At 72.1% G+C, this 20,391-nt stretch carries 15 protein-coding genes; 7 read left to right on the forward strand and 8 right to left on the reverse strand.

Translation table 11 applies throughout. The annotated features are described in order from the left end of the window. Positions 1-90: 90 nt before the first annotated feature. Genes ACZ6JE_RS01700 through ACZ6JE_RS01715 form a run of 4 tightly spaced genes read right to left on the reverse strand, consistent with a single transcriptional unit; the run spans position 91 to position 5,294 of the window. On the reverse strand, positions 91-1,797 hold the full coding sequence (locus tag ACZ6JE_RS01700; RefSeq protein WP_464318027.1) for a dipeptide ABC transporter ATP-binding protein: 1,707 nt from the start codon (positions 1,795-1,797) through the stop codon (positions 91-93). After that, positions 1,794-2,669: an ABC transporter permease gene (locus tag ACZ6JE_RS01705; protein ID WP_464318028.1), complete on the reverse strand. Its 876-nt coding sequence runs from the start codon at positions 2,667-2,669 to the stop codon at positions 1,794-1,796. The genes ACZ6JE_RS01700 and ACZ6JE_RS01705 overlap by 4 nt, the downstream gene beginning before the upstream one ends. After that, the gene (locus ACZ6JE_RS01710; RefSeq protein WP_243215325.1) at positions 2,666-3,601 is read right to left on the reverse strand and encodes an ABC transporter permease; all 936 of its coding nucleotides are present in this window, start codon (positions 3,599-3,601) and stop codon (positions 2,666-2,668) included. Before ACZ6JE_RS01710 ends, ACZ6JE_RS01705 begins: the two co-directional genes overlap by 4 nt. Before the next feature lie 55 nt (positions 3,602-3,656). Then, positions 3,657-5,294: an ABC transporter substrate-binding protein gene (locus tag ACZ6JE_RS01715; protein ID WP_192059985.1), complete on the reverse strand. Its 1,638-nt coding sequence runs from the start codon at positions 5,292-5,294 to the stop codon at positions 3,657-3,659. A gap of 142 nt (positions 5,295-5,436) precedes the next feature. Here ACZ6JE_RS01715 and ACZ6JE_RS01720 point away from each other — a divergent pair, with 142 nt between their 5' ends. After that, positions 5,437-6,060, forward strand: coding sequence for a TetR/AcrR family transcriptional regulator (locus tag ACZ6JE_RS01720; RefSeq protein WP_320478725.1), 624 nt, complete (start codon positions 5,437-5,439; stop codon positions 6,058-6,060). A 22-nt stretch (positions 6,061-6,082) separates the two neighbouring features. Here ACZ6JE_RS01720 and ACZ6JE_RS01725 read toward each other — a convergent pair whose 3' ends face one another. Beyond that, on the reverse strand, positions 6,083-6,592 hold the full coding sequence (locus ACZ6JE_RS01725) for a GtrA family protein (protein ID WP_197981795.1): 510 nt from the start codon (positions 6,590-6,592) through the stop codon (positions 6,083-6,085). Between the two features lie 294 nt (positions 6,593-6,886). On the opposite strand from ACZ6JE_RS01725, the gene ACZ6JE_RS01730 reads away from it, so the two are divergent. After that, positions 6,887-8,503: a hypothetical protein gene (locus ACZ6JE_RS01730; protein ID WP_464318029.1), complete on the forward strand. Its 1,617-nt coding sequence runs from the start codon at positions 6,887-6,889 to the stop codon at positions 8,501-8,503. On the opposite strand, the gene ACZ6JE_RS01735 is transcribed toward ACZ6JE_RS01730, so the two are convergent. Next, complete coding sequence (locus tag ACZ6JE_RS01735; RefSeq protein ID WP_243215321.1) at positions 8,496-9,482, reverse strand: cation diffusion facilitator family transporter; 987 nt, start codon at positions 9,480-9,482, stop codon at positions 8,496-8,498. The two genes, ACZ6JE_RS01730 and ACZ6JE_RS01735, sit on opposite strands and share 8 nt — an antisense overlap. A 276-nt stretch (positions 9,483-9,758) precedes the next feature. Between ACZ6JE_RS01735 and ileS the strand changes: the two genes are divergently transcribed. The 4 genes from ileS to ndk all read left to right on the forward strand — a co-directional run bounded on the left by ileS (position 9,759) and on the right by ndk (position 15,353). Further along, positions 9,759-13,040, forward strand: a complete 3,282-nt coding sequence (gene ileS, locus ACZ6JE_RS01740; RefSeq protein WP_464318030.1) for an isoleucine--tRNA ligase — start codon at positions 9,759-9,761, stop codon at positions 13,038-13,040. Next, entirely contained in the window at positions 13,037-14,437 is a 1,401-nt protein-coding gene (locus tag ACZ6JE_RS01745) for a bifunctional folylpolyglutamate synthase/dihydrofolate synthase (protein ID WP_463464531.1), read from the forward strand. The genes ileS and ACZ6JE_RS01745 overlap by 4 nt, the downstream gene beginning before the upstream one ends. Further along, positions 14,434-14,847, forward strand: coding sequence for a DUF4233 domain-containing protein (locus tag ACZ6JE_RS01750; protein WP_464318031.1), 414 nt, complete (start codon positions 14,434-14,436; stop codon positions 14,845-14,847). The genes ACZ6JE_RS01745 and ACZ6JE_RS01750 overlap by 4 nt, the downstream gene beginning before the upstream one ends. An 89-nt stretch (positions 14,848-14,936) precedes the next feature. Further along, the gene (ndk, locus tag ACZ6JE_RS01755) at positions 14,937-15,353 is read left to right on the forward strand and encodes a nucleoside-diphosphate kinase (protein ID WP_243215317.1); all 417 of its coding nucleotides are present in this window, start codon (positions 14,937-14,939) and stop codon (positions 15,351-15,353) included. Between the two features lie 90 nt (positions 15,354-15,443). On the opposite strand, the gene ACZ6JE_RS01760 is transcribed toward ndk, so the two are convergent. Further along, entirely contained in the window at positions 15,444-16,364 is a 921-nt protein-coding gene (locus ACZ6JE_RS01760; protein ID WP_464318032.1) for a DsbA family protein, read from the reverse strand. A gap of 73 nt (positions 16,365-16,437) precedes the next feature. Then, positions 16,438-17,067 (reverse strand): vitamin K epoxide reductase family protein, encoded by a 630-nt coding sequence (locus ACZ6JE_RS01765; RefSeq protein WP_320478511.1) that lies wholly within the window; start codon positions 17,065-17,067, stop codon positions 16,438-16,440. A gap of 399 nt (positions 17,068-17,466) precedes the next feature. Here ACZ6JE_RS01765 and ACZ6JE_RS01770 point away from each other — a divergent pair, with 399 nt between their 5' ends. After that, positions 17,467-20,385 (forward strand): Rne/Rng family ribonuclease, encoded by a 2,919-nt coding sequence (locus ACZ6JE_RS01770; RefSeq protein WP_464318033.1) that lies wholly within the window; start codon positions 17,467-17,469, stop codon positions 20,383-20,385. Positions 20,386-20,391: the final 6 nt, after the last annotated feature.

Genomic DNA, 20,391 nt, shown 5'->3' on the forward strand with positions numbered 1-20,391 from the left:
CCCCCCCCCCCCCCCCCCCCCCCCCCCCCCCCCCCCCCCCCCCCCCCCCCCCCACCCCTCTGGGCGAGCGCTAGGGGCGGGCGGCGAGCGCTAGGGGCGGGCGGCGAGCAGCGCCCGCGTGTGGGGGTGCTGCGGCGAGGCGAAGACGTCGGCCGTCGGCCCCTGCTCGACGATGCGCCCCTCGTGCATCACGGCGACGCGGTCGGCCATGTGCCCGATCACGTCGAGGTCGTGCGAGATGAAGAGGTACGACAGGCCGTCGTCGCGCTGCAGGTCGTCGAGCAGATCGAGCACCTGGGCCTGCACCGACACGTCGAGGGCCGAGACGGGCTCGTCGCAGACGACGACGCGGGGCCGCGGGGCGAGCGCGCGGGCGATGGCGACGCGCTGCCGCTGCCCGCCCGAGAGCGACGCGGGGCGACGGGGCGCGAGCCCTGGGGGCAGCCCCACCCGTTCGAGCAGCGCCTCGATCTCGGCCCGGACGGGCGCCGTCCGCAGGCTCCGACCCGCGGTGATCGCGTCGGCGAGCAGCTGCTCGACGGTCAGGCGGGGGTCGAAGGAGCTCGCCGCGTCCTGGTAGATCGCGCCGAGCGAGGCGCGGCGGGCGCGGCGATCGCGTTCTCGCAGGGGCGACCAGGGCTCCCCGAGGAGGCGCACCGCACCTCCGTCGGGATCGTCGAGCCCTAGGAGGAGGCGCGCGGTCGTGGTCTTGCCGCTTCCGGAGGCGCCCACCAGGCCGAGCGTCTCGCCCGCGCGCAGCTCGAGGGACACGTCGTCGACCGCGAGCCGGGCCGCCCGCCCGCGGGTCGCCGGGAAGACGCGTCGGAGGCCCTCCGCGGAGAGCACGACGTCGTCGACCGGAGCCGCCGCCTCCTGCGCCGCCGCCTCCCGCGCCTCCTGCGCCGCCGCCTCCCGCGCCTCCTGCATCGCCGCCTCCCGCGCCTCCTGAGCCTGCGCCTCCTGCTCCTCGCCGACGTCGCCCCGCGACAGGCGTCGCCCTCGGGGCACGCCGCCCGGCAGTGCCGCGACGAGCCGCCGCGTGTAGTCGGCCTGCGGGGAGTCGAGCACGTCGGCGGTGGGCCCCTGCTCGACGACGACGCCGTGTCGCATCACGAGCACCCGGTCGGCCAGGCGCCGCACGACGCCCAGATCGTGACTGATGGCGAGGACGGCGGTGCCGCCGTCGCGGAGGGCGGCCAGACGGTCGACGACGAGGCGCTGCACCTCGGCGTCGAGGGCCGTCGTCGGCTCGTCGGCGACGACGACGTCGGGTCGCAGGACGAGCGCGGCGGCGAGGAGAGCCCGCTGCCGCAGTCCGCCCGACAGCTCGCCGGATCGCTGACCGAGACGGGTCTCGGGGTCGGGCATGCCGACCTCGGCGAGGACGTCGAGGGCGCGCTCTCGACGCTGCCGGGGTCCTAGGCCGGTGTGCAGCCGGAGGGCGTCGTCGATCTCGCGTCCGATCGGGCGCAGCGGGTCCAGCGAGACGAGGGCGTCCTGCAGCACGAGACCGATGCGCGCACCGCGGACCCGACGCCAGGCGCGGTCGTCGAGGGTCGAGAGGTCGCGGTCGCCGAGGGTCAGCCGATCGACGTCGACCCGGCCGCCGCTCAGCCCGAGCAGCGAGCGCGCGGTGACGCTCTTGCCCGAACCCGACTCGCCGACGAGGGCCACGCACTCGCCGGGCGCCACCGAGAACGAGACGCCGTCGACCACGGTCGCCGACCCGAACGAGACGCGCAGACCGTCGACCACCAGCCCGTCCGCCGCCGTGCCGTCTCGCGCTGCGGTGGTCATGAGGAGTCCCTCCCTCGTCGGGCGAGCCCGCGGCCGAGCACCGTCGCGGCCGCGGCCGTCACGACGACGGCCAGCCCGGGGAACACGGTCATCCACCAGGCGGTCGTCGAGTAGGTGCGACCGGCCGAGAGCATGGCGCCCCACTCCGGGGCGGGCGGGGGAGCACCGAGCCCCAGGTAGCTGAGCGACGACGCCCAGACGACGGCCTGCCCGAGACCCAGCGTCGCGAGCACGACGACGGGCGCCAGCGCGTTCGGCAGCACGTGCCGCAGCAGGACGGTGCCCGGTCGCCTCCCGAGCACCACGGCCGCCTCGACCATCGCCGAGCGGCGCACCCGCACGACCTGACTGCGCACGATGCGCGCGTAGCCGGGTGCGGTGGCGAGCCCGACGGCGATCGTCGCGGGCACGGCGCCCGGCCCGGTGAAGGCGATGACGACGAGCGCGAGCAGCAGACCGGGCAGGGCGAACAGGACCTCCAGGAGGCGGCTGACCCCGGCGTCTGCGAGACGCCCCGGCAGTCGACCGCCGCCGAAGCCGGCCGCGACCCCGAGGGCCACGCCGAGTCCGGTGCCGATCAGGGTGGCGACGGCCCCGATGGACAAGGAGGCGCCGGTGCCGTGGATCACGCGCGTCCAGATCCCTCGCCCCGACTCGTCCGTGCCGAACGGGTGGGCGGGCGACGGCGGAGCGAAGGCGTCGGCGGGGGAGATCGCCAGGGGATCGCCCGGTGCGAGCAGCTGCGGGGCGACCGCGGCCAGGACGACGAGGGTCAGCACGATCGCGGCCACCGCCTCCGGTGGTCTCACGCGGGAGCCGCCGCCCGCCCGCTCACGGCCTCGGCGTCGGGGGAGCTCGGCGAGCACGGTCATGCGGCACGCTCCCGGGGGTCGACGGCGCGCTCCGCAAGGTCGCCGAGGGCGACCACCACGACGTACGCGAGGGCCGAGGCGAGCGCCACCCCCGTCACCAGGGGGATGTCTCTCAGCGTCACGGCCTGCAGCAGGGTCCGACCGAGCCCGGGCCGGGCGAAGATCGACTCGACCACGACGGCGCCGCTCAGCAGCGAGCCGAACGCCCAGCCCGAGAGCGCGAGCCCCGGCAGAGCCGCATGACGCAGCAGATGACGGCGGAACAGTCCCGACCGCGACTCGCCGCGAGCCCGTGCCGTCAGGGCGAACGGCGCGGTCGACGCGTCGAGGAGCGAGTCGCGGGTCACCTGCCCGAGGAACCCGGCGACCGGGATGGCCAGGGTGACGACCGGCAGCACGATGCCGAGGGGCGTGCCGGTGCTGACCGGCGGCAGCCAGCCCAGCTGCGTGCTGAAGACCAGCACGAGCACACCCGCCAGCCAGAAGTGCGGCACCGCCGAGGCGACGATCTCGAGCGACGACGAGACCGCCCCGGCGACGCGCCCGCCGAGGGTCGCCCACCAGGCCGTGCCCAGGGCGAGCAGCCACGCGACCACGAGCGACAGCACGGCGAGCAGCAGCGTGCCGGGCAGCTGGTCGAGCAGCAGACCTGCCACGTCGGTGCGCAGGGAGTACGAGGTGCCCAGGTCTCCGACGGCCAGCCGACCCAGCTGCGCGAGGTACTGCAGGAGGAGCGGGTCGTCCAGTCCGTACTGCTCGCGGACCAGGGCGATCGCCTCCGCTGAGGCCTGCGACCCCGGGCCGCCGAGGATCGCCTCGGCCGGGTCGCCGGGCACGAGCCGGATCGCGAAGAAGATCAGCGTGGCCACGGCCCAGAGCACGACGAGCGCCCCGACCAGGCGACCGACCAGCCACCGGACGGGTGCGGGCACTACCCCGCGCCTCCTCGGCTCCTGCCCGGTCGACGACCGGATGACGGCCCGACCCTCAGCCGACGGTGTACGCGTCATACAGCGTGACCGCCGAGACCGGCGGCAGCGCCCGCACGCCGGCGACCGCCGAACGGGCCAGGTAGTGGTTCTGCTGGTCGTAGAGGGGCAGCACGGTGTAGCTCTCGAGCACGATCTTCTGCGCCTGCTCGTAGAGGTCGGCGCGCTCGTCGGCGTCGGAGGTCTCGGACGCCCGCGTCAGCAGGTCGTCGAGGGCGGGGTCGCTCAGCTGGGCGAGGTTGGCGAAGTAGCCGCTCGGAGCCGGGGTGATGCCGTCGGTGTCGTAGAGGATCCGCAGCACGTCGGGGCCGACCTTCGTGTACGGCGCGCTCACGAGGTCGTAGTCGTTCGCGGCCAGGGCGCCGTACCAGCTCGACAGGTCGAGGGGGGAGAGCGTCACCTCGAAGCCGAGGTCGCGGGCGCCGGCCTGCACCTGCTCGAAGAGCGACTGCTCGGCGGGGATCGACTGGTTCGTGCTCACCGGGAACTCGAGCGAGAGGCGCTCGCCGTCTTTCGTGCGGTAGCCGTCGGAGTCGCGCTCCGTCCAGCCGGCGTCGTCGAGGAGGGCTCCGGCCGCGTCGACGTCGACCTCGAACAGTGACGGGTCGGAGTAGGCGAGCGGCTCGACGCTCGACAGGGGCGAGTACGAGCGCTCGGCGGTGCCGAAGAACAGCGAGTCGATGCCGTCGGTGACGTCGACGCCCGTGACGAAGGCCTCGCGCACGCGCTCGTCGTCGAAGGGCGCCTTGCCCGAGTTCAGCTCGATGCGGTTCACGGCGCCGGGGCGGGGCGCGTCGATCTCGGCCAGGGCGTCGTCCTTCTCGGCGGCGACGAGGGTGTCGGGCTGGACGTTGTCGATGACGTCGACCTGCCCGGCCTGCAGCGCCGAGTAGCGCGCCGCCGAGTCGGGGATGAACCGCCAGACGACCTCGTCGAGGTACGCGGGGCCGTCGTGGTCGGCGTCGGCGGGCGGCGACGAGTAGTCGTCGTTGCGGGTGAGCACGATGCGGTCCTGCTTCGTCCACGACTCGACCACGAACGGACCGGTGCCGACGGGTGACTCGCAGTTGACCTCCTGGCTGCGCTCGAGCGCCGCGGGCGACTCCATCGCGACCCAGGGCTGCGTCAGCGATTCGAGCAGCGCGCTGTCGGGGGCGCTCAGGTCGAAGCGCGCCGTCTGCGCGTCGACGACCTCGACGCCGGTGACCTTGCCGAGGGCGAGGTAGCCCGTCGACGACAGGGTCTCCGGGTCTTGCAGGTGGGCGACGTTGGCGGCGACCGCGGCGGCGTCGAACGGTGTGCCGTCGCTGAAGACGACGTCGTCGCGGAGGTCGAACGTCCAGCTGAGGCCGTCGGCGGACTCCTCCCATGAGGTCGCGAGCCAGGGGACGATCTCGCCCGACCCGTTCTTCGAGACGAGCGACTCGAGGTACTGGGTGGAGACCAGGGCCTGGGGGTAGTTGCCGCCGACGTGCGGGTCGAGGCAGGTCGGCTCGGCGTCGCCCGTCGCGTAGGTGAGGGTGCCGCCCGAGCGCGGGGTGGCGGACCCCGTGGCCTCGCCGCCGGTCGTGCACCCGGCGAGCAGGAGGGCGCCGACGGTGGTCAGGGCGAGGAGGGCGGGCAGACGGGTGCGCATGGGACTCCGGGTGATCGGGAGGGGCGGGCCGGGTGAGGATGACGCCGTCACGGTCGTCGACGCTGACTCCGGGACGGCGGAACACGTTTATGGACGGAGTCCAACAAGTGCACCGATCGAGTGTACCGCCATGATGGTGGGCATGTCAGACCCGTCACGGCGCCCGATCGGCCGCCCTCGCCGCTCGTCGGCCGAGATGCTCGCCGACGCCGCCGCCGAGCTGTTCCTCGAGAACGGCTGGTCGGGGACGACCGTCGACCAGATCGCCCAGCGGGCCGGGGTCAGTCGGGGCACCTTCTTCAACTACTTCGACTCGAAGGCCGACCTCTTCTGGCTCGACCTCGACGTGAGTCTGGCGGGTCTCGGGGAGCTGCTCCGCGCCTCCTCGGGATCATCTCCCGTGCGCAGCGTCGAGGCGGCGCTGGTCGCCGTCGGCCGAGCCCACGACCCGGCCCGGGTGCCCTGGGCGTTGACGCAGTCCGAGGCGATGGGTCTCGGCGACGAGCTCGTCGCATCGGCGGCCGTCCGCGTCGTGCGGCTGCAGTCGGTCGTCGCCGCCCATCTCGCCGAGGCCTCCGGCGGGCGACGGGGCGAGCTCGGTCATGAGGCCGCGGCGGCATCCCTGGTGGCCGCCGCGGTGGCCGCGATCACCCACTGGGCGAGATCGGGAGTCGGCCGTCGCCCGCTCGGCGATGTGATGGCCGACGCCCTGGGGCCGGTCGCCGACGGTCTCGACGCCGTCGCACGCCCGTCGACCGCCTCCTGACGACCCGGGAGGCGCGTCCTCGTCAGTGCGTCGGCGTCGACCCGGTCGACGGTGACGTCGGCGAGAGGACGTCGACGATGTCGGCCCTCTTCGGGAACACCCACTTGTTCATGGCCCAGTAGCGGAACACCATGGCGATGAGCGTGCCGATGATCGGGCCGCTGATGAAGTCCGCCACCTCCTGCGTGGCGAACGACACGTTCGGCACGCCGAGGCCGAAGCCGTAGCGCGAGAGGTAGAGGGGGGCCGAGTTCAGACCGATGCCCACGATGCTGACCGCCGTGAACAGGAGCATCTCGTGCGCCGTGTGGCGGTCGCCGCGATCGTCGAACGACCACTTCTTGTTCATCCAGTACGACACGACGGTCGCGACGATCGTGCCGACGGCGAGGGCCGTGACCGGGTGCTGCGGGATGACGAAGAGCTTCAGCCCGTAGTTGATCACCATGGTGATGACGAACCCGATGCCGCCGACCACGAGGAACCGGATGGCTGAGGGGTTGGCCCTGGCCAACCGGATCACTGAACGCACGAGCATCACGGTAGACGCCGGCGCCTCCGTCCACCTGACAGACCCGCCAACGGACAGACGACTCGTGCGATCCGATGGACGCTCGCCACACCATCGGAGGCCCGGTGTCGTCCGTCGAGATGACGGAACCTCAATCGTTCGGATGACATCGGGTGACGAAACGATCACGGCCGCACGACCGGCCGCCTCGACTCCGTACGGTGAGGTCACACGGTCGACTTGAGGCCGTCTCGCGGGGCCCGGGGGTGGGTCGAGAGCACCGCGTCGAGCTCGGCCCACGCGAGAGAGATCACCATGAAGAACACCCTGTCGGCCGCCGTCGCGCTGCCGACCGCCGTCGTCATCGCCCTGGGGGGACTCCTGATCGGCGTGCCCGCGGCCTCCGCCGCTCCGGCCCCGACGGAGCAGAGCGTCGGGCTCGCGCGACCCGCCGACGGGACGGTCGTCGACGGGACCGTCGTCGACGGGACGGTCGTCGACGGGTCCGCTGCCGACGAGGCCGCGTCTCCGGCGCCGACCGTCGGAGCCGACCCCGTCGACGGCGCGCCGGTACCCGGCGAGGCGCCGGTCGAGGATGTCCCCGCCGATCAGCCCGGCTCCGGCGCTCCTGTGGAGACTCCCGTCGCGGTCGAGCCCACGGCGCCCGGCTCGGACGTCGTCGCGAACTCGTCCGCATCCCCCTCGCCGGCCGCTCCGCCGGCCGTCGAAGCCGCCGCGGCCCCCGGCTTCACCGTGACCAGCCCCCTGGTCGGACAGCGGCTGACCTCCGCCGGCGTCCGCCTCGAGGCGTCGGTGCCGACGGGGAGCACGGTCCGCTGGAGCATCTCCGACGGACAGAGCGGCCTGTCGCAGGTCGCCGACGGAGCGTTCTCCGAAGCGATCTCCCTCGACGGATCCACGGCGGCGGTCACGTACACCGTCGTGCTGCAGGTCTCGGGTGCGGACGGGGTCGACCTCGGCACCATCGATCGCGAGTTCGTCGTCGCCGGGCTCCCCACGAGCTCCGCACCGACGATCTCCACGCCCGGCGAGGGCGGCCGCGTCGAGGGACGACCTTACGAGTCGGGGGACTACGAGACGGGTGCGATCGACGTGACCGGAACGGGCACGCCCGGCTCCGTCATCGACATCGACCTGCTCGCGATCGTCCCGGCGACTCCCTGGGGATACGACGACGAGCCGCCGGTGGTGGCCGCCGACGGGACGTGGAGCGACGAGGTCTTCATGCCCTACGGCCAGTGGAGCATCTCCGCACGTCAGGGCGCGTTCGATGCGGACGGCTTCGCGACCACGCTCCCGTCCCGTGAGGCCTCGGTCGTCGTGAGCGTGCTCCGTCGCGTCGATCTCCTGCCCGCGGCTCCGGTCGTCACCTCGCCCGCGCAGGGCGGCACGGTGGTCGGTCGGCCCGATCGCAGCCAGGGGCACGACGGCTCGCAGGTCTTCACCATCGCGGGCACGGGCACCCCGGGCACGGTCATCGCCCTCTACGGGTTCTTCCCCGAGGGGCGCGCCGCGATCGACCGCTACGCGGCGGCGGCCCGGGGCGAAGGGGAAGGCGGCGGCGAAGGGGAGTTCGAGCCGCTCATCGCGGGCATCGACCCGACGATCGTCGGGGCCGACGGCACCTGGTCCATGACGGAGAGCCTGAAGCCGGGCACCTACTCGTTCGCCGTCTTCACGCTGTTCGACAACCCCGACCAATCGTTCATGTCGGGTCCGAGCAACGTCGTGACCTTCACCCTGGTCGCCCCGACGGCCGTCGTGGGCACCTCCTCGACCTCCGGCACGTCGGCACTGGCCTACACGGGCGCCGAGGGATCGGGCCCGCTGTCGGTCGCTGCGCTGGTCGTGATCGGTCTCGGTCTCGTCGCCGTCGGATACGCGCGTCGCCGAACGCGTCGCCTCAGCTGATCGGCAGGAGGCTCGGCTCGTCGGGCGTCGACAGGGTGAGCACCGCCTCCTCGACCGCGTCGTGCTCCTCGAGCTCCCGCTCGACGCGACGGAGGGCCACGGCGACGTGCCCCTCCGTCTCGTCGCCCGACATGTCGACCGCCGCGACCAGGTAGAGACGCCCCGGACCGACGAACTCGGTGTGCAGGTAGGTCACCCGGGCGATCTCGGGGCGGTCGAGCAGACGCGCGAGCACGATCGACTCGAGCTCGTCGCTCGGGCTCTCGCCGACCAGGAACCTCCTGTTGCGGTCGACCAGCACGAGGGCGACGACCCCGAGCAGCACGCCCACCGCGATCGAGCCGACGGCGTCGAACACTGCTGAACCGGTGATCTGGTGCAGGAGGATGCCGAGGAACGCGATCACCAGGCCGACGAGCGCAGCGGCGTCCTCGGCGAAGACGGCGCGCAACGTCGGGTTCGAGCTGCGCAGCACGAACCGGAGGGTCGGCTGGCTGCGGTCGCGAGCGCTGCCTCGGGCCTGACGGAGGGCCTGCAAGAAGGAGGTGCCCTCGAGCACGAAGGCCACTCCGAGCACGATGTAGTTGACCAGGTAGTCCTCGGCCGCCTCGGCGGCGCCCAGCTGCGAGATGCCGTGCTGGATCGAGACGACGGCGCCGACCGTGAAGAGCCCGAAGGCCGCGAACATCGACCAGACGTAGGTCTCCTTGCCGTAGCCGAGAGGGTGCGAGGCGTCGCGTCGCCTCACCCCGCGCTTGTCGGCGATGAAGAGGAACACCTCGTTGCCGGTGTCGGCCCACGAGTGCGCCGACTCGGCCACCATCGAGGCCGACCCCGTGAGAAGAGCCGCCACCGTCTTCGCGACGGCGATCAGCAGGTTCGCCACGAACGCGACCAGCACGGTGGTGAAGCTCTCCGGCTTCGCCGTCCCCTCGGGCTGCGCGGTGCTCTGGGGGTCGGCGGTGCTCTCGGCGGTCATGATCTCGATTCTGCACTCTCTGCAGATGATCGCGCCGCGCCTCCTCGCCTTGTACGATGGACCCGCTGTGATCCGGCCATCACCGGGGAGCTCTCGGCAGAACGCGTCGACCGGCCCGTCAGGGCACGAGGCGTCAGTAGACCCGAGCGGGGCAGGCCCGTGACAGCCGCAGCAGAGCGGTCGCCCGCAGGGGCGGCAAGCGGGGTGGTACCGCGCCGACCGAGAACCCTCGGCAGGCGTCCTCGTGAACGGACATCCGCACCACCTGGAGTTCCCATGGCCTACCAGCCGGTACCCGCATCGCCCCGATTCCCCGACGTCGAACAGGGGATCCTCGCGTTCTGGAAGGGCGACGACACCTTCCGCGAGTCGATCCGCGCCCGCGAGGGCTGCGACGAGTGGGTCTTCTACGACGGCCCGCCCTTCGCCAACGGGCTGCCGCACTACGGCCACCTCCTGACGGGCTACGCCAAAGACGTGTTCCCGAGGTACCAGACGATGCGCGGCAAGCAGGTGCACCGTCGCTTCGGCTGGGACACCCACGGTCTGCCCGCCGAGCTCGAGGCGATGCGGCAGCTCGGCATCACCGAGAAGCACGAGATCGACGACATGGGCATCGGCGCCTTCAACGCGGCCGCCCGCAGCTCGGTGCTGAAGTACACCGACGAGTGGCAGGGCTACGTGACCCGCCAGGCGCGCTGGGTCGACTTCGACGACGACTACAAGACCCTCGACTCCACCTTCATGGAGAGCGTGATCTGGGCCTTCAAGCAGCTGCACGAGAAGTCGCTGGCCTACGAGGGCTTCCGGGTGCTGCCCTACTGCTGGCACGACCAGACGCCGCTGTCGAACCACGAGCTGCGGATGGACGACGACGTCTACAAGATGCGTCAAGACCAGACGGTCACGGTCTCGTTCCCCCTCGTCGGGGCGAAGGCCGAGGCTCTCGGGCTGACCGGCGTCGAGGCGCTCGCCTGGACGACGACCCCCTGGACCCTCCCGACGAACATGGCGCTCGCGGTCGGCCCGTCGATCGACTACGTGACCGTGCCCCACGCCCTTCTGCCCGGCGAGCGCACCGGCGACCAGCAGCTGCTGACCGGCAGCGTGTTCCTGCTCGCGGCCGACACCCTCGCCGCCTACTCGCGCGACCTCGGCTACGACTCGCCCGAGGCCGCCCAGGCCGCCGTCAGCGCGACCTTCGCCGGGGCCGAGCTCGAGGGCGTCGAGTACGACCGCATCTGGGACGTCTACGCCGACACCGAGACCTACGGCACCGAGAACGCCTGGCGCGTGCTCGTCGCCGACTACGTCGCGACCGGCGAGGGCACGGGCATCGTGCATCAGGCGCCCGCCTACGGCGAGGACGACCAGCAGGTCTGCGCCGCCGCCGGCATCCCCGTGCTGGTCTCCGTCGACGACGCGGGCCGGTTCCTGCCGCTGTTCGACGAGCTCGGCGTCGCGGGTCAGCAGGTGTTCGACGCCAACAAGACCCTCGTGCAGCGTCTCCGTGCCGACGGCCGCCTCGTCCGTCTCGCGAGCTACGAGCACAGCTACCCGCACTGCTGGCGCTGCCGCAACCCGCTCATCTACAAGGCCGTGTCGAGCTGGTTCGTCCGCGTGACCGAGTTCCGCGACCGCATGAGCGAGCTCAACCAGCAGATCACCTGGGTGCCCGAGAACGTCAAGGACGGTCAGTTCGGCAAGTGGGTGGGCGGCGCCCGCGACTGGTCGATCTCGCGCAACCGCTACTGGGGCTCGCCCATCCCGGTCTGGAAGAGCGACGACCCGGCCCACCCCCGGGTGGACGTCTACGGCTCGTTCGCCGAGCTCGAGGCCGACTTCGGTCGTCTGCCGCTCAACGAGCAGGGCGAGCCCGATCTGCACCGCCCCTACATCGACGACCTCACCCGTCCGAACCCCGACGACCCCACCGGTCAGAGCACGATGCGTCGCATCGACGACGTCTTCGACGTCTGGTTCGACTCTGGCTCGATGCCCTTCGCGCAGGTGCACTACCCGTTCGAGAATCAGAGCTGGTTCGAGACGCACGCCCCGGCCGACTTCGTGGTCGAGTACATCGGCCAGACGCGCGGCTGGTTCTACGTGATGCACGCGCTGTCGACGGCGCTCTTCGATCGGCCCGCCTTCTCGAAGGTCATCAGCCACGGCATCGTGCTCGGCTCCGACGGTCAGAAGATGTCGAAGAGCCTCCGCAACTACCCCGACGTCAACGAGGTCTTCGATCGCGACGGCGCCGACGCCATGCGGTGGTTCCTGATGTCGAGCTCGGTGATCCGCGGCGGCAATCTCGTCGTGACCGAAGAGGGCATCCGCGAGGGCGTCCGGCAGTTCCTCCTCCCGCTCTGGAGCACCTACTACTTCTTCACCCTCTACGCGAACGCGGCCGACGCCGACGGTTCAGGAGGTGCGGGTCGCCACGTCGCCGACGGCTACGTCGCGAAGTGGCGCACCGACTCGCGCGACGTGCTCGACCGCTACCTGCTCGCGAAGACGCGCCTCCTCGTCACCGACGTCGAGCGGCACCTGGACGCGCTCGACTCGCCTCTCGCGGCGGCGGCGCTCCGCGACTTCGCCGACGTGCTGACCAACTGGTACGTGCGCCGCTCGCGCGACCGCTTCTGGTCGGGCGACGACCACGACGCGTTCGACACGCTGTACACGGTGCTCGAGACGGTCACCCGGGTGGCCGCGCCCCTGGCCCCGCTGGTCGCGGAGGAGATCTGGAAGGGTCTCACCGGGGGTCGCAGCGTGCACCTGACCGACTGGCCCGACGCGTCGGCGTTCCCGGCCGACGACGCCCTGGTCGAGGCCATGGACTCGGTGCGCGAGATCGCCTCGTCGGGTCTCGCTCTCCGCAAGTCGACCGGTCTGCGGGTGCGTCTGCCTCTCGCGCGTCTCACGGTGGTGGCACTCGACCCCGCCGCCCTCGAGCCGTTCGCGTCGATCCTCCGGGACGAGCTGAACGTCAAGTCGGTCGCGCTCACCCCCCTGACCGAAGAGAGCCTCGGCGACTACGGCGTGACCCGCAAGCTGACGGTCAACGCCCGCGCCGCGGGCCCCCGCATCGGCAAGCAGGTGCAGCAGGTCATCCCGGCCGCCAAGAAGGGCGACTGGCAGCCCGTCGGCGAGAACGTCGTCGTGGGCGGCATCGAACTGCTGCCGGGCGAGTTCACGCTCGAGCTGGCGGTCGCCGACGCGGCCGCGGCCATCGGCTTCGTCGGCGACGGCGGCTTCGTGCTGCTCGACACCGCGACGACGCCCGAGCTCGAGGCGGAGGGGCTCGCCCGCGACGTCGTCCGCGCCGTGCAGCAGGCCCGGAAGAACACCGGGCTCGACGTGAGCGACCGCGTGGTGACGACCCTGGGCGTCGACGACGCCGGGGCCGACGCCGTCGAGACCCATCGCGACCTGATCCAGGCCGAGACCCTGACCACCGAGCTCGTGATCGACCGACGGAGCGACCTCGCCGACCGCGTCGACGCCGTCGCCGTCGGCGCGGGCTCGGCCGTGACCGTGGAGGTGCGACGCGCATGACCCCGAAGAAGAGCAAGAACCCCGAGCCCGCCGACGACGGCGGCGAGTTCGCCGCCGAGGCCGCCCGCGTCCACGACGAGCTGCTCGCGCGGGTCGGCGAGCAGGCGCCCGAGCCCCGGCTCGGTGCGACCCGCCGGGCCGCCGAGCTGCTCGGCGACCCGCAGCGCGCCTACCCGGTGATCCACATCACGGGCACGAACGGCAAGACGTCGACCTCGCGGATGATCGAGAGCATCCTCCGCTCGTACGGTCTGCGCACCGGCCTGCTGACCAGCCCGCACCTCGTCCGGCTGAACGAGCGCATCATGATCGACGGTGAGCCGATCAGCGACGAGCGGCTCGTCGCCAACTGGGACGACATCCAGCCCTATCTCGCCATGGTCGACGCCGAGCTCGGCGCCGCCGGCGACCAGGCGCTGACGTTCTTCGAGGCGCTCACGGTGCTCGCCTTCGCCTGCTTCGCCGACGCGCCGGCCGACGTCGTCGTGCTCGAGGTGGGCATGGGCGGCGAGTGGGACAGCACGAACGTGGCGGACGGTCAGGTGGCCGTCTTCACGCCCATCGCACTCGACCACCAGAACCGGCTCGGCTCGACGGTCGAGGCCATCGCCCGCACCAAGTCGGGCATCGTCAAGCCCTCCGCGTCGGTGGTCAGCGCCTCGCAGGTGCCCGAGGCCCTGGCCGAGCTCGAGCGCGCGGTCGAGCTGACCGAGTCGACGCTGGCCGTCGAGGGCGTCGGCTTCGGCGTCGAGTCGACGACCGTGGCCGTCGGCGGACAGGTCGTGTCGATCCGCGGTCTCGCGGGGCGGTACCCCGACCTCGTGCTGCCGCTCTTCGGCGACCACCAGGCTCAGAACGCCGCCGTCGCCGTCGCGGCGGTCGAGTCGTTCCTCGGCAGCGGCAGCCAGGCGCTCGACCTCGACGTGCTCTCCGACGGGCTCGCCCAGGTGACGTCGCCGGGTCGACTGCAGATCGTCGCCAACGATCCGACCATCCTGGTCGACGCGGCTCACAACCCCCATGGCGCCCGAGCCCTCGCCAAGGCGATCGAGGCGTACTTCCCGTTCGGTCGCGTCGTCGCCGTCCTCGCCGTGCTGACCGACAAGGACGCGACCGGCATCATCCGGGCGCTGTCGGGCACGGTGCAGCAGTTCGTCGTCACCCAGTCCGACTCCGACCGCTCCGTCCCCGCCGACGAGCTCGCGGCCGTCGCCGTCAAGGTCGTGGGCGCCGACCGGGTCGTCGTCGAGACCGATCTCGCGGCCGCGCTCCGCACCGCCCGCGACCTCGCCGACGAGACCGAGGGCGACCGCCCCGGCGGCGTCGTCGTGACGGGGTCGATCACCCTGGTCGGAGACGTCCTCGCGCTCGCGCAGGGCCCGGAGGGGCTCTCATGACCACGGTGCCGCCTCCCGACGAGGGCGCCGCAGCCCCGGGTCGCGCCCGCCGCCGACGCGGTGCGGCCGAGAGCCTGCTCTCGATCGTGCTGGTGCTCGAGGCCATGTCGATGTTCTTCGTCATGCTCGTGGTCAACGGCCGCGATCTGCTGCCCACGGGCGTCGCCTTCGGCGGCGGTCTGGCCGCCATCGTCGTCATGCTGCTCGTCTCGCGCGTGCTGCGCCACCGCTGGGGCATCGTGCTCGGCTGGATCGTGCAGGCGGGTCTCATCGCCTGCGGGCTGCTCGACCCGGTCATGTACGTCGTCGCGGGCGTGTTCGTCGCCCTGTGGACGTACTGCCTGGTGAAGGGCACGCAGCTCGACCGGCTGAACGCGGCGCGCTACGGCGACCCCGCCGGGACGGCCTGACCCGCGCCTCCTCGGCCCTCGCGCCTCGGCCGCGACCCAGCGAGCCGACCCCCCCCGACTTCCCCCGTCCCCGACATGAAGGAGCACCTGTGACCGCCCTCGAAGAAACCCTCGTCCTCGTCAAGCCCGACGGCGTGGCCCGCGGCCTGACCGGCGAGATCCTCCGCCGCATCGAGGCGAAGGGCTACGCCCTCGTCGACATCCGACTCGTGCAGGCCGACCGCGACCTGCTCGCCGCCCACTACGAGGAGCACGTCGGCAAGCCGTTCTACGAGCCCCTCGTCGAGTTCATGCAGAGCGGACCCACCGTCGCGATCCGCGTCGCCGGCAACTCGGTCATCGCCGGCTTCCGCTCGCTGGCGGGCACCACCGACCCGACCACCGCAGCACCCGGCACCATCCGCGGCGACCTCGGCCGCGACTGGGGCCTCAAGGTGCAGCAGAACCTCGTGCACGGCAGCGATTCGGCCGAGTCGGCCGCGCGCGAGCTGGCGCTCTGGTTCTGACGACCCCGAGAACGCACCGAGCGTGAACGGACGGGCCCGCGCCTCCTGATCGAGGAGGCGCGGGCCCGTCGTCCGTGCCGGGTGCGGTGGTCAGGGGGTCGGCGTGGCCGTCGACTCCGTGCCGCCGGTCGAGGTGTCCGCCGTGGAGGCGCCGCTCGCGACCTCGGCGACGAACTGCGCGAAGACGGTCGGGTCGGTCAGCGACCCGCCGTACTTCTGACCGTTGACCAGGATGGTCGGGGTGCCCGTCACCTTCGGCTCGTCGGAGTTCGGCAGCGGGTCGTTCAGCGCCCGCTCGGTGGCCGAGGCGACCCAGTCGTCGAACTCGCCGCCGGTGATGCAGCCGGCGATGCCCGGGTCGTCGGCTCCGGCCCCCTCGACCAGCGACACCAGCTCGGCGTCGGTCAGCCCGCTGGTGTTCTCGGCGGGCTGCTGCGCGAAGAGGGCCGTGTTGACGTCGAGTGCGGCGTCGGGGTCGTAGTTCGCGACGCAGGCGAACGCGTTGGCCGACCGGGTCGAGTACTTGGTGCCGAGCGAGGCGTTGTCAAGGAACCCCAGGGGGTGGATCTCGAGGTCGACGTCGCCCTGCGAGACCCAGGTCGTCAGTTGCTCGGCGTTGGCGGTGTCGAACTGACCGCAGTAGGGGCACAGGTAGTCGAGGTAGACGACGATGCTCGGCTTCTCGGCCGTGCCCGCCGTCGAGGCGACGGGCTCGGCGTCGGCCTCGAGCGCGTCGGTCGTGACGGCCGAGACGCTCGTGCCGTCGCCCGAGAGGACGAGGCCGTCGCTCGCCATGTTGAGCGGACCGGGGCCGGCGGGCGCGAGCGACCGGGTGATCACCAGGGCGATGACCCCGATGACGGCGAGCACCCCGACGACCAGACCGCCCTGGGCGAACCACCTGTTGCGACGGCGGCGTCTCGCCTCGGTCTCGCGGGTGATCCGCGCCTTCTCGCGCGCGGCGTCACGACGCTCGCGCTTGGTGTCTCCGGTGCCGGGTGACGGCGTCATCGCTCCTCGATTCTCGTTCGGGTACCGGCGAGTCTCGCTCGCGCGTCGAAGAGGAGGCTGAGAGCGGAGCGGGTCAGAAGAGCGTCGACAGCAGCAGGGGGAACTGCACCACGATCACGGTCGCGACGACGATGTAGTTCAGGGCGGGCAGCACCCACGAGTACGGCAGGAGGCGCGCTGCGGCCCTCTGCACGCCGCTGCCCGTCGGAGCGGTGACGCCACGGGCCAGACCCCACACCGTCGTGATCCAGAAGAGCGGGATGGTCACCGACCAGACGAGCATGCACCAGGGGCAGAGCGCGCCGATGACGAAGACCGTCTGGGTGAAGAGCCAGGTGATAAAGACCCAGGCCAGGAACGTGCCGGCCGTGAAGGCGATCCAGAACCAGCGGGCGAACCGCGCACCGGCGAGCAGGGCGACGCCGACCGCGATCGGGGCGACGAAGCCGATCAGGCCGATGATCGGGTTGGGGAACCCGAACAGCGACGCCTGGGCGCTCTCGATGACGGGGGAGCAGCCGACGAAGGGATTGACGTCGCAGCCGAGCGCCTCGGTCGGGTTCTCGAGCAGTCGGAACTTGTCGAGAGTCAGGGCGAAGGCGCCCATCAGTCCGACGACGCCCGCGACGATCAGCAGGACGGCCGTCACGACGGGCGTCCGGCCGGTGGGGAGGGTGCGCGGTGGGGTCTGCGAGGTCGTCACATCGGGAATCATTCCACGCTCCGATGGGTGGTCACGGGCTGAGCATGCGATAATCGCTTCAGTCGCAGGGTGACAGCCTCGCGATCGAGACTTGCCGGGCCGTGTCGACCCCGCGATCCCCTCCGGGGCGATCGTGCGGGTGCGACGGAAACCGGGCCGGGGCGCAGTCGCCCCTCGTCGGATGGCCAGTTCCGAACAGCAACGAAGAACCGCACGACGACGAACGACACGACGGCCGCGATCGCAGAGACGATCGGCCCCGTGACCGAACGCCGCGTGACCGACACCGCGCGTCGTGAGAGGACGCGGTGACCGGGGCAGGCGCAGGGCGCCGCCCGATCACGACATGAGACCACCCGCCGACGGCTCGACCTCGGCGGGGCGAGGAGCGCACCACCCGTGGTGAACAACAGAGACGACACCAGCAACGAGACCGGTCCGAAGAAGCGACGCGGCCTGTTCAGCGGGCTCCGCGCCCGCCAGGCCGCCGCACCGGTGGAGCGACGCGCCCTGGCGGCCTCGCCGCCCGCCGCCGACAGCACCCTCCGGACCACCCGACGAGACGACGCCCAGGAGGCATCAGCCGTGACCAACGAGAACGAGGTCCCGGTGCAGCCGGCGACCACCCAGCCCGAGACCACGACCGACACCCCGATCGAGTCCCTGGTCGACCCGACCGCGGTCGACGACCCCACCGAGACCACCCCGGTCGAGCGCGCCGACGCGGCCGTCGCCGCGGCGGAGGCGGTGCGCCAGAGCGAAGAGGCCCCGTCGTCGCCCATCCCGGCGCAGCTGACGACCACCAGCCTGATCTTCCACGCCCCCGAGATCGTGCCGCTGCCGGCACGACCCGGTCGACGTCGGTCCGACCGCGACGACGAGGGCTACGACGGCTACGACGACGCGGACGAGTCCGACGACGACGGCTACGACGGCGACGACGAGCCGCAGCAGCCGAGTTCGCGCCGCCGGTCGCGTGGCCGCTCGCACGACCGCGAGGAGCGCGACTCCGAGCAGCGTCAGCAGTCCGACCGCGCCCCGCGCGAGCGCCCGCAGCGCCAGGCCGAGCTCATCACCGAGCCGCAGCGCATCAAGGGCTCGACCCGTCTCGAGGCCAAGAAGCAGCGTCGCCGCGATGGTCGCGACGCCGGTCGCCGCCGCACGGTCATCACCGAGGCCGAGTTCCTCGCCCGTCGCGAGTCCGTCGACCGCAAGATGATCGTCCGCTCGTCGGGCGACCGCATCGAGATCGGCGTGATGGAGGACGGCACGCTCGCCGAGCACTACGTCGCCAAGGCGCAGAACGTGTCGCTGATCGGCAACGTCTACCTCGGACGCGTGCAGAACGTGCTCCCCTCGATGGAGGCCGCGTTCGTCGACATCGGACGCGGGCGCAACGCCGTGCTCTACTCCGGCGAGGTCGACTGGGACAGCCTCTCGAACGGCAACCAGCCCCGCCGCATCGAGCTGGCCCTCAAGCCCGGCGACCGCGTGCTCGTCCAGGTCACCAAAGACCCGGTCGGCCACAAGGGAGCCCGCCTCACCAGCCAGATCTCGCTGCCCGGCCGCTACCTGGTCTACGTGCCCAACGGCTCGATGAACGGCATCAGCCGCAAGCTGCCCGACACCGAGCGCGCCCGCCTGAAGAAGATCCTCAAAGAGGCCCTGCCGGAGAACACCGGCGTCATCGTGCGCACCGCCGCCGAGGGCGCCACCGAAGAGCAGCTGACCCTCGACGTCAAGCGCCTGCTGAACCAGTGGGCCGACATCGAGAAGAAGGTCGAGGTCGGCAACGCGCCGAACCAGCTGCACTCCGAGCCCGACCTGCTGATCAAGATCGTCCGCGACGTCTTCAACGAGGACTTCCACGAGATGGTCATCGACGGCGACGAGGCGTTCGACACCCTGCAGTCGTACCTCGCGGCGGTCGCGCCCGACCTGATGGACCGCGTCAAGCGCTACGAGGGCGAGAAGGACGCCTTCGACGAGTACCGCCTCAACGAGCAGATCGAGAAGGCGCTCGACCGCAAGGTCTGGCTGCCCTCCGGCGGCTCGCTGGTCATCGACCGCACCGAGGCCATGACCGTCGTCGACGTCAACACCGGCAAGTTCGTGGGCTCGGGCGGCAACCTCGAAGAGACGGTCACGAAGAACAACCTCGAGGCGGCCGAAGAGATCGTCCGCCAGCTGCGTCTGCGCGACATCGGCGGGATCATCGTCGTCGACTTCATCGACATGGTGCTCGAGTCGAACCGCGACCTCGTGCTGCGTCGACTGGTCGAGTGCCTGAGCCGCGACCGCACGAAGCACCAGGTGGCCGAGGTCACCTCGCTGGGTCTCGTCCAGATGACGCGCAAGAAGCTGGGCCTCGGTCTGGCCGAGTCGTTCTCCGAGGCCGGCAGCGCCGCTCGCGTCCAGGAGCAGCAGCCGCAGGGCCGGGGCAAGAACGACCAGCAGCGTCGCCGAGGAGGCGCGGCGCAGCCCGCCAAGTCGGGTGGCGGCGGCCAGAACCAGGGCAACGGCGGCGCCGCGGGTCGTGGCGGCTCGGCTGCGCCGGCGGCGTCCGGGCCCTCGACGGGGACCCACGCCATCACCGAGGACGTCAAGAACGCCCTGTCGCGCATCGCGGCGTCGACCATCGCCCACGCCGAGGACGGCGACCGCAGCACCGACTCCGCGACGGAGGCGGCTGCGGCCGTCGAGGCCGCGATCGACGCAGCGGCCTCCGCGGCGGTCACGCCGCCGGCCGGCGACGAGTCGTCCACCGACGACTCGTCGACCTCGGGAGACGAGCCGAAGCGCGGTCGAGGCGCCCGCAAGGGTCGACGCGGCGGACGCGCGTCGTCCCGCGACGAGGCGACGACCTCCGAGTCGTCCGCCGCCTCGCCCGACGAGGCCTCGACCGACGCCGGCTCGTCGCCGATCGTCGAGGTCGACAGCACCGTCCGCGCCACGGTCGTGGTGCCGCCCGCCACGGCGCCCGAGCCCCAGGCCCCCGCCGCCGACAAGGTCGAGCGCAGCACCGAGCCCCGCCGGTCGCGGGCCACGGTGTCGACGCCCGACGCGACCGTCGCGATCCTCGACATCCCGGTCGCGACGACCCGACGCGAGCCGCGTCGGATCAGCAAGGACGACGCCGAGCAGCTGCTCGACTCCGTCCTCGGCGCGCTGCCCGAGCCGAAGCAGCCCGGCCAGGGGCGCGGTCGTTCGCGCCGCGCCTCCAGCTCGGGCACGGCACCGGCGTCGGCGCCGACCGCCGCGCCGACCGAGTCGGGCCCGTTCATCCTCGGAGTGGGTGTCAGCTCCGACGACCTCTGAGTCGTC

It is taken from the genome of Frigoribacterium sp. AC759, from assembly GCF_979256015.1.

Bases quoted from the DNA above. Each gene is read 5' to 3' on its own strand.
- ACZ6JE_RS01700 (WP_464318027.1), bottom strand. From the start codon at position 1,797: ATGACCACCGCAGCGCGAGACGGCACGGCGGCGGACGGGCTGGTGGTC.
- ACZ6JE_RS01705 (WP_464318028.1), bottom strand. From the start codon at position 2,669: ATGACCGTGCTCGCCGAGCTCCCCCGACGCCGAGGCCGTGAGCGGGCG.
- ACZ6JE_RS01715 (WP_192059985.1), bottom strand. From the start codon at position 5,294: ATGCGCACCCGTCTGCCCGCCCTCCTCGCCCTGACCACCGTCGGCGCC.
- ACZ6JE_RS01720 (WP_320478725.1), top strand. From the start codon at position 5,437: ATGTCAGACCCGTCACGGCGCCCGATCGGCCGCCCTCGCCGCTCGTCG.
- ACZ6JE_RS01730 (WP_464318029.1), top strand. From the start codon at position 6,887: ATGAAGAACACCCTGTCGGCCGCCGTCGCGCTGCCGACCGCCGTCGTC.
- ACZ6JE_RS01735 (WP_243215321.1), bottom strand. From the start codon at position 9,482: ATGACCGCCGAGAGCACCGCCGACCCCCAGAGCACCGCGCAGCCCGAG.
- ileS (WP_464318030.1), top strand. From the start codon at position 9,759: ATGGCCTACCAGCCGGTACCCGCATCGCCCCGATTCCCCGACGTCGAA.
- ACZ6JE_RS01745 (WP_463464531.1), top strand. From the start codon at position 13,037: ATGACCCCGAAGAAGAGCAAGAACCCCGAGCCCGCCGACGACGGCGGC.
- ACZ6JE_RS01750 (WP_464318031.1), top strand. From the start codon at position 14,434: ATGACCACGGTGCCGCCTCCCGACGAGGGCGCCGCAGCCCCGGGTCGC.
- ACZ6JE_RS01760 (WP_464318032.1), bottom strand. From the start codon at position 16,364: ATGACGCCGTCACCCGGCACCGGAGACACCAAGCGCGAGCGTCGTGAC.